This window comes from Billgrantia ethanolica, assembly GCF_021404305.1.
GTDB lineage: Bacteria > Pseudomonadota > Gammaproteobacteria > Pseudomonadales > Halomonadaceae > Halomonas > Halomonas ethanolica.
Genome location: NZ_JABFTX010000004.1, coordinates 208,795 through 223,686, shown reverse-complemented (window position 1 = coordinate 223,686; position 14,892 = coordinate 208,795). Strand labels below are relative to the sequence as shown.

16 protein-coding genes are annotated in these 14,892 nt (G+C 66.4%); 13 read left to right on the top strand and 3 right to left on the bottom strand.

Annotated elements, in window-relative coordinates:
* The first annotated feature begins 1 nt into the window (after position 1).
* From HOP53_RS17635 to cdd, 13 genes are all read left to right on the top strand, one after another.
* The gene (locus tag HOP53_RS17635) at positions 2 to 667 is read left to right on the top strand and encodes a hypothetical protein (RefSeq protein WP_234271244.1); all 666 of its coding nucleotides are present in this window, start codon (positions 2 to 4) and stop codon (positions 665 to 667) included.
* Positions 668 to 682: 15 nt separating this feature from the next.
* Positions 683 to 973, top strand: coding sequence for a hypothetical protein (locus tag HOP53_RS17630; protein WP_234271243.1), 291 nt, complete (start codon positions 683 to 685; stop codon positions 971 to 973).
* A complete protein-coding gene (locus tag HOP53_RS17625) occupies positions 951 to 2,834 on the top strand; it encodes a hypothetical protein (protein ID WP_234271242.1) in 1,884 nt (627 codons plus the stop codon). The genes HOP53_RS17630 and HOP53_RS17625 overlap by 23 nt, the downstream gene beginning before the upstream one ends.
* An 87-nt stretch (positions 2,835 to 2,921) precedes the next feature.
* Positions 2,922 to 3,629, top strand: a complete 708-nt coding sequence (locus HOP53_RS17620) for a hypothetical protein (protein WP_234271241.1) — start codon at positions 2,922 to 2,924, stop codon at positions 3,627 to 3,629.
* A gap of 41 nt (positions 3,630 to 3,670) precedes the next feature.
* The gene (locus tag HOP53_RS17615; RefSeq protein ID WP_234271240.1) at positions 3,671 to 4,600 is read left to right on the top strand and encodes a hypothetical protein; all 930 of its coding nucleotides are present in this window, start codon (positions 3,671 to 3,673) and stop codon (positions 4,598 to 4,600) included.
* A gap of 1 nt (position 4,601) precedes the next feature.
* Complete coding sequence (locus HOP53_RS17610) at positions 4,602 to 5,507, top strand: glycosyltransferase family 2 protein (protein ID WP_234271239.1); 906 nt, start codon at positions 4,602 to 4,604, stop codon at positions 5,505 to 5,507.
* Between the two features lie 56 nt (positions 5,508 to 5,563).
* The gene (locus HOP53_RS17605; protein ID WP_338072694.1) at positions 5,564 to 6,025 is read left to right on the top strand and encodes an adenylyltransferase/cytidyltransferase family protein; all 462 of its coding nucleotides are present in this window, start codon (positions 5,564 to 5,566) and stop codon (positions 6,023 to 6,025) included.
* Between the two features lie 230 nt (positions 6,026 to 6,255).
* Positions 6,256 to 7,527 carry a NupC/NupG family nucleoside CNT transporter gene (locus tag HOP53_RS17600; protein WP_234271238.1) on the top strand — a complete coding sequence of 424 codons (1,272 nt, stop codon included), beginning with the start codon at positions 6,256 to 6,258 and terminating at the stop codon, positions 7,525 to 7,527.
* A 37-nt stretch (positions 7,528 to 7,564) separates the two neighbouring features.
* Complete coding sequence (deoC, locus tag HOP53_RS17595; protein ID WP_234271237.1) at positions 7,565 to 8,338, top strand: deoxyribose-phosphate aldolase; 774 nt, start codon at positions 7,565 to 7,567, stop codon at positions 8,336 to 8,338.
* Entirely contained in the window at positions 8,338 to 9,723 is a 1,386-nt protein-coding gene (gene deoA, locus HOP53_RS17590; RefSeq protein ID WP_234271236.1) for a thymidine phosphorylase, read from the top strand. Before deoC ends, deoA begins: the two co-directional genes overlap by 1 nt.
* Positions 9,720 to 10,958, top strand: coding sequence for a phosphopentomutase (locus HOP53_RS17585; RefSeq protein WP_234271235.1), 1,239 nt, complete (start codon positions 9,720 to 9,722; stop codon positions 10,956 to 10,958). The genes deoA and HOP53_RS17585 overlap by 4 nt, the downstream gene beginning before the upstream one ends.
* A 9-nt stretch (positions 10,959 to 10,967) precedes the next feature.
* A complete protein-coding gene (gene deoD, locus HOP53_RS17580) occupies positions 10,968 to 11,696 on the top strand; it encodes a purine-nucleoside phosphorylase (protein ID WP_234271234.1) in 729 nt (242 codons plus the stop codon).
* Positions 11,697 to 11,704: 8 nt separating this feature from the next.
* A complete protein-coding gene (cdd, locus tag HOP53_RS17575) occupies positions 11,705 to 12,118 on the top strand; it encodes a cytidine deaminase (RefSeq protein ID WP_234271233.1) in 414 nt (137 codons plus the stop codon).
* On the opposite strand, the gene HOP53_RS17570 is transcribed toward cdd, so the two are convergent.
* The 3 genes from HOP53_RS17570 to HOP53_RS17560 all read right to left on the bottom strand — a co-directional run bounded on the left by HOP53_RS17570 (position 12,108) and on the right by HOP53_RS17560 (position 14,862).
* Positions 12,108 to 12,857: an anaerobic ribonucleoside-triphosphate reductase activating protein gene (locus HOP53_RS17570; RefSeq protein ID WP_234271232.1), complete on the bottom strand. Its 750-nt coding sequence runs from the start codon at positions 12,855 to 12,857 to the stop codon at positions 12,108 to 12,110. The genes cdd and HOP53_RS17570 overlap by 11 nt on opposite strands.
* Positions 12,858 to 12,921: 64 nt before the next feature.
* The gene (gene nrdD, locus HOP53_RS17565) at positions 12,922 to 13,086 is read right to left on the bottom strand and encodes an anaerobic ribonucleoside-triphosphate reductase (RefSeq protein WP_010626225.1); all 165 of its coding nucleotides are present in this window, start codon (positions 13,084 to 13,086) and stop codon (positions 12,922 to 12,924) included.
* A 45-nt stretch (positions 13,087 to 13,131) separates the two neighbouring features.
* Positions 13,132 to 14,862, bottom strand: a complete 1,731-nt coding sequence (locus HOP53_RS17560; protein WP_234271231.1) for a ribonucleoside triphosphate reductase — start codon at positions 14,860 to 14,862, stop codon at positions 13,132 to 13,134.
* Positions 14,863 to 14,892: the final 30 nt, after the last annotated feature.

Below are 14,892 nucleotides of genomic sequence, written 5' to 3'. Positions count from 1 at the left end.
CATGCGAATCGAGGTGCAGCTCATCCGGCTCTGGGTCATCCGCAAGGTGGAGAAATGCGGCTTTCACCTGCAATCGATGAAGCGCTTCCGCCCTGTGGATGCGCGCAGCTACGAGGGCAACCCGTTGATGCTCAGCTATCGCCACCCAGGGCGCCGCCTGTTGCTCGACGCCCCCGTGGCCCGGGGCTTCGGCCTGCTCAATTACCCGTTCGACCGGCCGCGGCCCCTTGCCGGCGTGATACCGCGTGCCCTGGCCAATCCCGGCCAGGAGCGAGCGCTGATCCGGGCGGCGCTGGAGGGGTTCTACCACGGCTGGCAGCCCCGTTCGGCGGCCGAGTTCTTCGGTCTCGACAGCGGCGAGGCGGCGGAGCTGGATGCCCTGCCGACCTGGCTTTCGCCATGGCCCTGGGACCCGCTAACGCTGGAGCAGAAGCGCATCCAGCGACGTCGCGCTGAAGAGCGAGAAAACGCCAGGGTGCTGGGAAAGGAGCTTGGTCTTGAGGCCGGCTGGAAGTTCTGCGGACCGGTGAGCGAGCTCAAGCTACACGTCGAGGTGGAGCGCCTGGCACGGCTGGTGGAGTCGATACGCACCCATGGCGTGCGCCGCCATGACGGTACCGATGGCGACATTCGTGCCCTTGTGCTGAGCCATCCCGACGGTCGCTAGCGCTGGCATGTGCTGGTGGGACAGCATCGCTATGCCGTGATCAGCGCCCTGGGCCAGGAGCGCATCCCCATCCGCGTAGAGCAGTTCGTGCGTCGTCAGGAGGTCATGCTGTGGCCGGGTGTGGCTTCCGGTCTGTTCACACCTTCGGCCGCACTCAAGGTGTTCGACGCCTGCTTCATCGACGAAGCGCAGCCACCTGCCAGCACCATGACGGCAGGTTCAGGGGCGCGAGAACAGCATCAGGGTGAGCCTCATGAAGAGCTGGAAGCAAGTTCGGAACAGGTTGGCCCGGGGACCCCGGGGTAAGCGACGCACCCCTCGGCACTATTACGTTGCCGGGCAGGCGGGGTTCGATAGGCTGGCCGAGACCTTGGCGGAGCGCGGCGTCGACCATCTTTTCCTGCACTGGCCGGGTGCCGCGGTACCCTGGCCCGGCGGTGAGGAGGTGGTGCTGCTGGTGGACGACGACGGTTTGCCGCAGGTAGTGACGCTGCTCGGCACCACCGCGCGGCCGGGCGATCTGCGCTGTACCCTCTACAGCGTTGGCGGGCTGCCGGGCAGTGACCGCAACAAGGTGGCCTACCTGCCGGTGCGGCGGGCTCGTGAACTGCTTGCCGCGGCCCGTGCCCAGCCCGCTCCCCGCCTGGCCAGCGATGCACAGCGACTGATGGCACTGAGCGTGGAGGCGGTCTACCACCTCGGCTTGGCCAGCGGCCTGGCCAGCGAGAGCGCCATTGGCGATGGCTACATGGCATCGCCCCACGCCAGCGCCATCGAGGCGCTGAACGCCCGCTGCGGCCTGTGGCCGCCACCTATCCGGCTCGACCTCGAGTCGCTGGATGGGCTGCTCGGCGAGGCGGGCTGGGCACCGCTTTCGGATACCGTGGAGAAGCTGTCCGCTGTCAATCCCTGGCTGAAGCTGCGCCTGCAGGTCTCGACCCAAGACGTCGCGCCGGGCCTGGCGGTATATCTCATCCGTGAGCGCGGGCTGGAGAGGCTCGATGGGCTGCGGGAGGTGCTTGTCCGCAACGGGTTCGACGTGCTCCATGAGGCGCCGATCGACGGTGAGCATCGCGACGAGGTGGCCGATCTGATCCGCGGCGGCAATTGGGGGCGAGGACCGTACCCGACCAGTGGGGGCCTGCCTGCGTACCTCCTGGTGACCCACGATGTCTATCCGGACCTCTCGCCCTCGAAGGCATCGGGCGCCTCCGAGCTGGTGGACAATGCCCGTGTGTTCACGGTGAAGGAGCAGATGCGTCGCCTGGTCAACCGGGGCCAACCCACCTCGCAGCACTGCAACCCCGTTCACTCCTCCGACAACGCCATGCAGGCCGTGGAGTATCTCGGCATTGTGGCGCCCGAGAGGGTGGATGAGGTCGTGGCGTGCGCCCGACAGCGCAATGCCGCCTTCGCCTCGCCCTATCCGGTACTGGCCGATTTGAGCGAACATGCGCGCCGAGCCAAGGTGGAGTTGATCGACTTCCACGGGCGGCGGGCGATCTGCAAGACCTTTCGACCGGGTCGCGAGCGTTTCCTCGAGCGTGAGGTCAAGGCGCGTGAGTTGGGTAGCTCGCTGCCGGAGGTCTCGCGCATCCTGGAAATCGGCCCTCACTATCTGGTGTTCGAGTGGTACGAAAACAGTCTGCCGAGCATTCTTTCGCCCAAGCCGTTGTTCTACCCGCATGGGCTGCTGCCGATATGGGCCATCGAGCGTTTGCGCTCGATCATCCTGCACTATCGTCGGCTCGGCTATGAATGTATCGATTTGAAGCCAAAGAATTTAATTTACGATCCTTGCAAGGGTCTCAAAGTGATCGATTTCGAGTTTTTACAGCCCGGCTTCCAGGAGCAGGATACGTTAAAGGGCAACTATGCCTGGTATCCGGTGCCGGAGTCCTTTCCCGGCGACATACCTGTTTCTTCGGCACGGCGCGGAACCTACATTTTGCGATGGTTGCCCTATACTGGCTTGCCGCGCTTTATGTGTCTTTATCCCTTTCCACGCCCTCTGCTGGAGGTGGTACGCCACATTACGCTGGTTGCCATCACGTTGATTGGCTTAAGGCGCATTGGCCGACGGAAGATACGGAGCATGATGGCTGGGGGAAGGGCTCCCCGCGTTAATCGACGCAAGGCATCGATCGGCCAGGGCCCGACAGCCTGACCCAGCAGTTGATGGCTTGCGCCTCTGGCAGGCCAGCACTCCATCCATACACGCGAGAGCGCGTCGATGCATAGCGGGAGGGGGGACATGTTGCTCAAGAAACTCAAGCGCTATACCAGGCAGCGCTATGCGAGTTGGCTGTGGTACCCGCTAGGTCCCAGACGTTATATCGATGGCCGGGTAGGCATGGCAGGCTTTCTCGATACGCTGAAGGAGAAGAACATCGATTATGTCGTGCTGCGCTGGTTCGACACCTTGCCCGCTATCGAACCAGGGGAGGACGTCGACATTCTCGTTGCCGACGAGGATGTCGACAAGCTCAGCGAGTGCGTGGGCGTCAATCGTCGCAAGCGGGATATTGCCTGCGACCTCTACAGCGTCAGCGGCCTGCCGGGAACGGGCTATCGACATGGAAGCTACTACCCCGCGGCGAAGGCCCGGCAAATCCTTGCCAACGCGATCTGGATGAAGGGGTTCGTTCGCGTTCCCGCGGCCGATGAGCACTTCCTGTCGCTGAGCTACCACGCCATTTATCACAAGGGCTATCTGGCGGGCATTCCCTCGGAGCACAGTGAGCGCAATGCCCAGGTCAGGCTGCCCAAGGATCATGACTACCGGGGCATTCTCGAGACGCTGCACGGTCAGTCGAGCTATGCCGCCCAGGAGCTTGACATGACGCTCGAACGGCTCGATGCCTTTCTTGCAGGGCTGGGGTGGCGGCCCGATCAGGACACTCTGAGGCGACTGGCGAAGCGCAACCGGTGGATCGCTGACAACTACAACTTCCTTGGCTGATCCAATCCCTCACGCAGCCTAGGCGGAGTGGAGCAGATGCCATGAAAGCATCATACGCAGGCCTGAGTTTTCCATCTGAGCCCATGTCACGCAGCGCCGCCGTCGAAGCGCTGGAGCGGAGCGGCGCTTGCTGGCGGCTTGCCCTCAAGCCGCGTGGAGCGTGCGGGCGCGAAAGGCTTCCTTGTGCCGTGGCCGAGGTCGGCTACCGCGAGCGTGTGCGGCTCACGCCGCGAGCCAGAGCCAACCTGGAAGCACTGGTCGGGATCATTCTGCCGGGGCGAGAAACCGCGCTGGAGCTGCTGGTATATCAACCGTTACCTGTAGCCGAAGGAGGCCGCCATGCACCGCGGGATGGCTGGCTGATCCTGGTCGGTGAGGAGGCGGCCCAGTTGGCGCGGTGGCTGCTCGACGACAGCGCCGGCCACTTCCTGCGTCATGCCCGCCTGGGGCGCTTCTCCGTCACTGCGGCCAGACTCTCGTACTTTCGCTCGTTTCTCGCCAACAATCGATTCCGCCATGACGAGGTGCTGCTGGACGCGAGTCTGGTGCTCGAGCTTTATGGCGTGCGCAAGGCCGAATGCATCGACTACCTGGCTCTCGAGGACGAGACGACGCATCGACCGCGGATCAGGCGCAACGACGACGACTGTCGGCATCACGGGCTCTCGCTGCGTGAAATGTTGGCGACTCCCGGCTGTCATTTTCGTCTGGGCGAGCTTCGCTGTGTCTCGTTCGAGCAGATCATTCGCTTCAAGCATTCGCGCGGCACCTTTGCGGACCGCCGTGACCTGAGCATGGTGCAGGCCTTGGTGAGGGGAAAGCGCCTCGCCTTGCTGTGGCATCGAACGCTCTATGAGCTTGACCTGGGGCGCCGCCTTCTTTCTCGCTGGCTGCTGCATCAGATACGACCTGGGGACGGCGGGCTGACGCTCGCCTATCAACATCGCTGGCGTCGCCGTCGGAGTCACTGACATGGCATTCTTCTCGGTCGTGATACCTGTCCTCAATCAGGTAGCGACGCTGACGGACTCGCTTGCCAGCCTCTATCAGCAAACCTATCGCGATTTCGAGGTCATTGCGGTGGACGGCGGCTCGACCGACGGCTCCTACCAACTGCTCGAACAACATGCAGGCAAGGGCCGGCTACGCCTGTATCGACAAGACGAGGGTGGAGCCCAGGAGGCCAGAAACTTCGGAGCGGAGCAGGCCAGGGCCGCCTGGCTGGTGTTCTTCGATGCCGACAGCATCCTGCTCTTCGATCACCTCTCCCGCTATGCCGAGGCCATCGCCAGGCACGCCGACATCGAGCTGTTCGTCAACGCCTATCAGCAGATGGAAGGGCATCGCAGGTTGCCACGAACGGCCAGCCTGCCCAGTGGGGTGATCCCTCGGCGGACGGCGTTGGCAGCCATTGCCCAGCACGACTTCATTCACACCGGCGGCACCTGCATTCGTCGCGGGCGTTTTCTGGCGCTGGGCGGCTTTCCGCTAGACGGCTTGCGCGACGATGGCGATATCCATTTCTGGCTCAAGGTGCTGTGCGAGCTGGCGGCGATCCACTACGACGATACCGTTACCTGCCTGTGGCTCAGCGATGACCGCAACGGCAATCGGGATGCAGGCGAGTCGACTCCCCCCCGCCCCGATGCTGAATGGCTTGCGCAATGTTCGGCTCGGCTGTCGTGGCGGGAAGCGCGTTATCTAAGGGCGACCATCAATCGCAAGGTGCTTGACCGGGCGGCGCGGAAGAAGCGGCTTGGGCTCTCGGTGAAGGCCGAACTTGCCGCAATCTCGCTGTCCGGACTGGGCCTGAGCCACTGCGCACATGTCGCCGTACTGATGCTTCCCCAGTCCTGCTATGAGCGCTATCGGAAGTGAATGAGGGAAATGACCGCGAAGGGTTGAACGATTTGCCCGCACAGGAGGATAACGCGATGAGCGGATGCGTGATTACCTATGGCACTTTCGACATGTTCCATATCGGCCATCTCAACCTGCTGCGCCGCCTGGCGGAGATGGGAAGCCGCCTGATCGTGGCGGTCTCGACCGACGAGTTCAACGCCGGCAAGGGCAAGCGTACCCTGATTCCGTTCGAGCAGCGCGCCGAGATCGTGCGCTCGATCCGCTATGTGGATACCGTCATTCCCGAGACCTGCTGGGAGCAGAAGGTCGACGACATTCAGCGCTACGACGTGCACACCTTCGCCATCGGCGATGATTGGCGCGGTCATTTCGACTACCTGTCGCGCTATTGCGAAGTCGTCTACCTGCCCCGTACCGACGGAGTATCGACCACCGAGCTCAAGCGTTCGCTCAACCGCTTCAGCAGCGTTTCCCGTGAGGATCTGCTGCGCGCCTTCGATGTGCTCGAGGCGCTGCGCAAGGACTTCGGTTGAATAAGGTACCGTCTTTCCGAGCCGTCGCCGCCGACGCCGGCCAGTAAGCCAGAACGACGAAGCCGCCATCCAGCGATGGCGGCTTCGTCGTTTGTGCAAGGCGAATGTTGGAACTGTCACAGCGGATGTTATATTTTTCACATTCGTGCAGTCTTCCCCTGCGCTGATATCACGACAACCAGATGCGGCGGGTCCTGGCACATCGCCGCCGGCACCAAAGGAAGGATTCCATGACTGCCATCATGAGCCTGGTCGGCATGGCGACGCTGATCGTCATCGCTCTCATTTTTTCCACCAACCGTGGGGCCATCCGCCTGCGAACCGTGGGTGGCGCCTTCGCCATCCAGGCCGGTATCGGCGCCTTCGTGCTCTACGTGCCGTTCGGCCAGACGGTGCTGCAGACCGTTTCCGCCGGGGTCAGCCAGGTGGTGCTCTACGCCAACGACGGCATCGACTTCCTCTTCGGTGGCCTTGCCGATACCGACAACATCGGCTTCGTCTTCGCCATCAAGGTGCTGCCGGTGATCATCTTCTTCTCCTCGCTGATCGCCGTGCTCTACTACATCGGCATCATGCAGTGGGTGATCCGCATCCTCGGGGGGGCGCTGCAGAAGGCGCTGGGCACTTCACGCACCGAGTCGCTCTCGGCCACCGCCAACATCTTCGTCGGCCAGACCGAGGCGCCGCTGGTGGTGCGCCCCTTCATCGCCCGCATGACCCCCTCGCAGCTGTTCGCGGTGATGTGCGGTGGGCTGGCCTCGGTGGCCGGTTCGGTGCTGGCCGGCTATGCGGCGCTGGGCATCCCCATGGAGTACCTGGTGGCGGCCTCGTTCATGGCGGCCCCCGGCGGCCTGCTGTTCGCCAAGCTGATCATGCCCGAGACCGAGAAGCCGGTGGACGACGTCGAGGAGGCCAGCGAGGTGATCGAGGCGGAGGACCGGCCGGTCAACGTACTCGACGCGGCGGCAGCGGGGGCCTCGTCGGGGCTGCGCCTGGCCGCCAACGTCGGCGCCATGCTGCTCGCCTTCATCGGGCTGATCGCGCTGATCAACGGCATGCTCGGCGGCATCGGCGGCTGGGTCGGGTTCGAGCAGCTGAGCCTGGAGCTGATCCTCGGCTGGCTGTTCGCGCCGCTCGCCTTCGTGCTCGGCGTGCCCTGGGCGGAGGCCACCCTGGCCGGTTCCTTCATCGGCCAGAAGCTGGTGGTCAACGAGTTCGTCGCCTACATCAATCTGGCACCCTACATCGATGGCGACGCGATGGTGGCCAATACCGGCCAGGCCATGAGCGGCCACACCGTCGCCATTCTCTCCTTCGCCCTGTGTGGCTTTGCCAACCTCTCGTCGATCGCCATTCTGCTCGGCGGCCTGGGCAGCATCGCTCCCAGCCGGCGTCACGACATCGCTCGCTTCGGGCTCAAGGCGGTGCTGGCCGGCACCCTTTCCAACCTGATGTCGGCGGCCATTGCCGGGTTCTTCCTCTCCATCGGGGGAGTGATCTGATGGCCACCGTAAATTCTTTGCTTCGACAGGTAACGTCATGACCGAACTGCAGCAGGCCGCGCGCCAGGCCCTGGCGCTGATGGACCTCACCAGCCTCAACGACGACGACAGCGATGCCGTGATTCGCGAGCTGTGCGTCCGCGCCAACACACCGGCGGGGCATCCGGCGGCGGTGTGCGTCTATCCCGCCTTCGTGCCAACCGCACGTCAGGCGCTGGCCGAGCAGGGCCTGGCCGGCAAGGTCAAGGTGGCCACGGTGACCAACTTCCCCCACGGCGAGGCGGACATCGAGCGCGCCGCAGCGGAGACCCGGGCGGCCATCGCCGCCGGCGCCGACGAGGTCGACGTGGTGTTTCCCTACCGTGCGCTGATGGCGGGTGACGCCGAGGTTGGCCGTAAACTGGTCGAGGCTTGCAAGCGCGAGTGCGGCGACGCCGTGCTCAAGGTGATTCTGGAAACCGGCGAGCTCAAGGACGCAGGGCTGATCGACCGCGCCGGCATGCTGGCCATCGACGGCGGCGCCGACTTCCTCAAGACCTCCACCGGCAAGGTGGCGGTCAACGCCACCCTGAACGCGGCCAAGATCCTGCTCACCGCGATCAAGGCCAGCGGCCGCGACGTGGGCTTCAAGGCCGCCGGCGGGGTGCGCACCGCCGAGGATGCTGCCGCCTACCTGCAACTTGCCGAGCGGGTGATGGGGGCCGAGTGGATCACCCCCGCGCACTTCCGCTTCGGCGCCTCGGGGCTGCTCGGCAGCCTGCTCGAGACCCTGGGCGTCGAGCAGGACAAGGGCTCGACGGAGGGCTACTGATGACGTTCCGTGCGCTTCCCCAGGAGCTGATCCGCGCCAAGCGCGATGGCCAGGCGCTCTCGCCCGAGGCGATAGGCGAGCTGGTGGGCGGTATCGCGGACGGCAGCCTCTCCGACGCCCAGGTCGGTGCGCTGGCCATGGCGATCTTCCTCAACGGCATGAATGCCGCCGAGACGGTGGCACTGACCGAGGCGGTGCGCGACTCCGGCGAGGTGCTGGCGTGGCGCGGTCTGGGCGAGGGGATCGACCTGCCGGGGCCGGTACTCGACAAGCACTCCACCGGCGGCGTGGGCGACCTCGTCTCGCTGGTGCTGGGACCCTGGATCGCCGCCTGCGGCGGCTACGTACCGATGGTCTCCGGCCGCGGCCTGGGCCACACCGGCGGCACCCTGGACAAGCTCGAGGCGATTCCCGGCTACGACATCGCCCCCACGCGGGAGCGCTTGCGCACGCTGGTGCGCGAGGCGGGCGTGGCCATCGTCGGCCAGACCGCCGAACTGGCCCCGGCCGACCGGCGGCTCTACGCCATCCGCGACGTCACCGCCACGGTGGAGTCGCTGCCGCTGATCGTCAGCTCGATCCTGGGCAAGAAGCTGGCTTGCGGCCTCGACGCCCTGGTGATGGACGTCAAGAGCGGCAGCGGCGCCTTTATGCCCACTCACGAGGCGTCGTTCGAGCTGGCGCGGACCATTGCCGAAGTGGCCAGCCGCGCCGGCACGCCGACCACCGCGCTGCTCACCGACATGAGCCAACCGCTGGCGCCCTGTGCCGGCAATGCCGTCGAGGTGCGTGAGGCGATTGCGTTGCTGACTTGTGAAAAGACGGGCGAGAAGAGCGGCGACAAGTCGGGAGGACGTTTGCTGGAGGTGACCCGCACGCTTGCCGCCGAGCTGCTGCTGGCCGGCAGGCTGGCCGAGAACCGCGATGCGGCCCTGGCCCTGCTCGACGAGCGGCTCGCCTCGGGCGCTGCCGCCGAGCGCTTCGCACGCATGGTGGCGGGCCTGGGCGGCCCCGCCGACCTGCTCGAACGCCCCGAGCGCCATCTGCCCCGGGCGCCCGTGGTGCGCCCGGTGCATGCCGCGCGCAGCGGCCGGGTCACACGCATGGACACCCGCGCCGTGGGGCTTGCCGTGGTGACACTGGGCGGCGGGCGCCGTGCGCCGAGCGATGCCATCGATCATGCCGTTGGCCTGACCGGCATCGCCGCTCTCGGCGACGCCGTCGACGGCGAACGCCCGCTGGCCTGGGTGCATGCGGCAAGCGAGGCCGACGCCGAGCGCGCCGCCAGCCAGCTGCGTGAGGCCATCGAAGTGAACGACGTCGCGCCCGGCGACGTCGTACTGCCTACACTCATTCAAGACGTGATCCGTCGGGAGGCGCCATGACTCGCGCCATCGTGTTGGTACTCGACTCCTTCGGCATCGGCGCGGCCCCCGATGCCGAGCGCTTCGGCGACGCCGGGGCCGACACCCTGGGCCATATCGCCGCCGCCTGTGCCAAGGGGGAGTGCGACGGAACCGGTCGCAGAGGTCCGCTGGCGCTACCCAACCTGGCGCGGCTGGGGCTTTTCCACGCCCACCGCGAGAGCACCGGTGCCTGGGCCGAGGACGTCGAGGTGCCGAACGAGGTGATCGGCGCCTACGGCCACGCCGGGGAGATCTCCTCGGGCAAGGACACTCCCTCGGGCCATTGGGAGATCGCCGGGGTGCCGGTGCGCTTCGACTGGGGCTACTTCCTCGACCGCGAGGAGAGCTTTCCGCCCGAGCTGCTCGCAGCGTTGATCCGCGAGGGCGAGCTGCCCGGCGTGCTGGGCAACTGCCACGCCTCGGGCACCGAGATTATCGCCCGGTTCGGCGAAGAGCACATGGCCAGCGGCAAGCCCATTGTCTACACCTCGGCGGACTCGGTGCTGCAGATCGCCGCCCACGAGGAGAGCTTCGGTCTCGCGCGGCTGCATGCCCTGTGCGAGACCGCCCGGCGCCTGCTCGAGCCCTACAACATCGGCCGGGTGATTGCGCGGCCCTTCGTCGGCCAGAGCGCGGCGGACTTCACCCGTACCGCCAACCGCCGCGACTACAGCGTCGAGCCGCCCGCACCCACGGTGCTGCAGAAGCTGTGCGACGACGGCGGCGAGGTGTTCGCCATCGGCAAGATCGCCGACATCTACGCCCACTGCGGGGTGACGCGCACGCTCAAGGCCAGCGGCCACGATGCGCTGATGGACGCCACCCTGGCCGCCCTGGACGAGGCCGGCGAGCGCTCGCTGGTGATGACCAACTTCGTCGACTTCGACACCCTCTACGGCCACCGCCGCGACGTGACCGGCTATGCCACCGCGCTGGAGGCCTTCGACGTGCGACTGCCCGAGCTGCTGGCCAAACTGCGCGACGACGACCTGCTGGTGATCACCGCCGACCACGGCTGCGATCCCACCTGGCACGGCACCGATCACACCCGCGAGCGGGTCCCGGTGCTGGCGCTGGGGGCCGGGCTCGCTCCGGGCTCGTTGGGCGCGCGCGATACCTTCGCCGACATCGGCCAGAGCCTGGCGGCGCACCTGGGCCTTCCGCCCATGGCCGACGGCACGAGCTTTATTGGTTTTGACCCTCTCGCTGCATAGGAGCCTGACATGGCGACTCCCCATATTCAGGGCGAACGCGGTATCTTCGCCGACACCGTGCTGATGCCCGGCGACCCGCTGCGCGCCAAGCATATCGCCGAGACCTTCCTCGAGGACGCCCGCGAGGTCACCAGCGTGCGCAACATGCTCGGCTTCACCGGCCGCTACCGCGGCCGCGACATCTCGGTGATGGGCCACGGCATGGGCATCCCCTCGGTCTCCATCTACGCCAAGGAGCTGATCACCGACTATGGCGTGAAGCGCCTGATCCGGGTCGGCTCCTGCGGCGCGGTGCGCGACGACGTGGCGGTACGCGACGTGGTGATCGGCCTCGGTGCGAGCACCGACTCGGCGGTCAACCGCACCCGCTTCATGGGCCATGACTTCGCCGCCATCGCCGACTTCGAGCTGACCCGCCACGCGGTGGATGCCGCCGCGGCCCAGGGCGTGCCGGTGAAGGTGGGCAACCTGTTCTCGGCCGACCTGTTCTACAACCCCCAGGCGGAGCTGTTCACGCTGATGAAGCGCTACGGCATCGTCGGCGTGGAGATGGAGGCGGCGGGACTCTACGGCGTGGCGGCGGAGTTCGGCGGCCGGGCCATGACCATCTGCACCGTCTCCGACCACATCCTCAAGGGCGAGTCGCTGCCCAGCGAGGCCCGCGAGCGCAGCTTCAACGAGATGGTCGAGGTGGCGCTGGACGCGGTGCTGCGCGACGACGCGGCGGGGGCGTCATGAGCCTTGGCATGAGCGACAACGTCGACCCAGCCATCGTCGGCGCATTGATCGCCGCGCGCGGCAACGCCTACGCACCGTACTCACAGCATCCGGTGGGCGCCATGGTGGAGAGCGAGAGCGGCGCGCGTTACTTCGGCGCCAACGTCGAGGTGGCCCACTACAAGGGACTGTGCGCGGAAGCCTCGGCCATCGCCGCCATGGTCAGCGCCGGCGAGCGGCGCCTGCGTCACGTCTACGTGATCGGCCCCGGCGAGCACCTGTGCACCCCCTGCGGCGACTGCCGCCAGCGCATCCGCGAGTTCGCCGACGCCAAGACCCGTATCCACGTGGTCGACGCCGAGGGCAGGCTGCTCAAGCGCTACACCATGGAGGAACTGCTGCCCGATGCCTTTGGGCCGGAGAATCTGAAACTCACTCCCTGAGTTCGATGCGCTCGAAGTGCGGCGCTAATCGTTTCACCAGCCCGGCGAGCATGCCTCGTGGCGGGCCGTTCTCCACCGGCTGGCAGTAGGCCGGGTCGAGGCACTGACGGGTGCGGGCCACCTGAATGGCGTAGCGGCGCACCCCGCAGTCGGCCAGGGTCAGCGCCAGGCGCTCCACCTCGGCCAGCGAGAAGTCGCGCCAGTGCACGGTAGTGCGACACTCGAAGTCGATGCCGCCGTCGAGCAGTGTCATCAGGCTCTGACTGTTGCGCTGCCAGATGCCGGGACGCCCGCAGATGCGGTCGAAGTCGACCCCTCGCCCCTTCACGTCGAGCCCCACCCAGTCGAGCCACGGCAGCAGCCGTGACAGCCGCCCGGGGTAGGGGCCCGCAGTGTGCAGGCCCACCTTGAAGCCCATTTCCTTGACCTCGCGTACCGCCGCCGGCAGGGCGTTGTGCAGCGTCGGCTCGCCACCGCTGAACACCACCGCCTCGAGCAGCCCCCGGCGGCTCTCCAGGAACTCCCGCACTGCCTGCCACTCGCTCTCGTCGCCGCGGCGCGGCGGCATCATGTGGCCGTTGTGGCAGTAGCCACAGCGCAGCGGACAGCCCTGCAGGAACACCACGCAGGCCAGGTGATCCGGGTAGTCCAGGGTGGTCATCTGGGTCATGCCGGCGACGGGCAGGCGAATGCCGAAGAGAGATGCGTGGGCGGGCGAGTCGATGTCGGTGGCGATCATGGGAGCTTCTCGGCTTGGGACGTGAATGCCGGGCACAGGGCCCGGCAGGTCCGTCGGTCGAATATCAGGGCGTCAGGGCGGCGGCCCGCTCGGTGAAGTGGCGGCGCTCGCGGTGCTCGGCGCGCTTGCCGACGTTGAACTGGCTGACCGGGCGGTGATAGCCCATCACGCGGGTCCAGACCTCGCAGCGCTGGCGTTGTTCGGTGGGCAGGGTGTCGATGTTCGTCATGGCTTGGCTCCTTCCAAAGGGTTGATGACAGCGGTTAAACAACGCTCAGGCTGGTAGGGCCGTGGCGCGTCTTGCCAGCAGTGCTTCGTCGCACTTGGGGCAGAACTCGTGTTCGCCGGCCAGATAGCCGTGCACCGGGCAGATCGAGAAGGTCGGCGTCACGGTGATATAGGGCAGGCGAAAGCGCGACAGCGCGGTGTGCACCAGCTTGCGACAGGCGGTGGCGCTGGAGAGCCGCTCGCGCATGTAGAGGTGCAGCACGGTGCCGCCGGTGTAGCGGGTCTGCAGCGGGTCCTGATGGATCAGCGCCTCGAAGGGATCGTCGGTATGCCCCACCGGCAGCTGGCTCGAGTTGGTGTAGTAGGGCGACTCCGGCGTGCCGGCCTGCAGTATGCCCGGGAAGCGTTCGGCGTCGGCGCGGGCGAAGCGGTAGGTGGTGCCCTCCGCCGGGGTCGCCTCCAGGTTGTAAAGGTGGCCGGTCTCGGCCTGGAACTCCTGCATCCTGGCGCGCACGTGGTCGAGCACTTCGAGGGCGAGCTGTCGCCCCTCGGGGGCGGTGATGTCGTAGCGGTCGTCCGAGAAGTTGCGCACCATCTCGTTGAGCCCGTTCACGCCCAGGGTGGAGAAGTGGTTGCGCAGGGTGCCCAGGTAGCGCTGGGTATAGGGGTAGAGCCCCTCGTTCATCCACTGCTGGATACGTTCTCGCTTGAGTTCCAGGCTGACGCGGCCCAGCGCCAGCAGGCGGTCGAGCTCGTGGAGCAGGCCCGCCCGGTCGCCGGCGAAGCGGTAGCCCAGCCGCGCGCAGTTGAGCGTCACCACGCCCAGCGAGCCGGTCTGCTCGGCGCTGCCGAACAGGCCGTTGCCGCGCTTGAGCAGCTCGGTCAGGTCGAGCTGCAGGCGGCAGCACATGGAGCGCACCATGTGCGGCTCCAGGTCGGAGTTGAGGAAGTTCTGGAAGTAGGGCAGGCCATACTTGGCGGTCAGCGCGAACAGTCGCTCGGCGTTGTCGCTCTCCCAGTCGAAATCCGGAGTGATGTTGTAGGTGGGGATGGGGAAGGTGAACACCCGCCCCTGGCGGTCGCCGGCCTCCATCACCTCCAGGTACGCGCGGTTGAGCAGGGCCATCTCCGCCTGCAGCTCGCCGTAGGTGAAGGGCTGCTCCTCGCCGCCGACGATCGGCACCTGGTCGCGCAGGTCCGCCGGGCACACCCAGTCGAAGGTAAGATTGGTGAACGGCGTCTGGCTGCCCCAGCGCGATGGCACGTTGAGGTTGTAGATGAATTCCTGGATCGCTTGCTTCACTGCCGGATAGTCGAGGCCGTCCTTGCGCACGTAGGGTGCGAGATAGGTATCGAAGGAGCTGAAGGCCTGGGCGCCGGCCCACTCGTTCTGCAGCGTGCCGAGGAAGTTGACCATCTGCCCCAGGGCGCTGGAGAGGTGGCGCGGTGGGCCGCTCTCGGTGCGTCCGGGCACGCCGTTGAAGCCCTCGATCAGCAACTGGCGCAGCGACCAGCCGGCGCAGTAGCCACACAGCATGTCGAGATCGTGGATGTGAATGTCGCCCTCGCGGTGGGCGGCGCCGATCTCCGCCGGGTAGACCTCGTCGAGCCAGTAGTTGGCGATCAGCTTGCCCGAGATGTTGAGGATCAGCCCGCCCAGAGAGTAGCTCTGGTTGGCGTTGGCGTGCACGCGCCAGTCGGCGCGTTCGAGGTATTCATTGACGGTCGAGGCGACGTCGATGCGGCGCGGGCCGGCCTGGCTTGTGGGGGCGTTCACCGTTATCTCCCTATATGTGCTGCCGTTTGG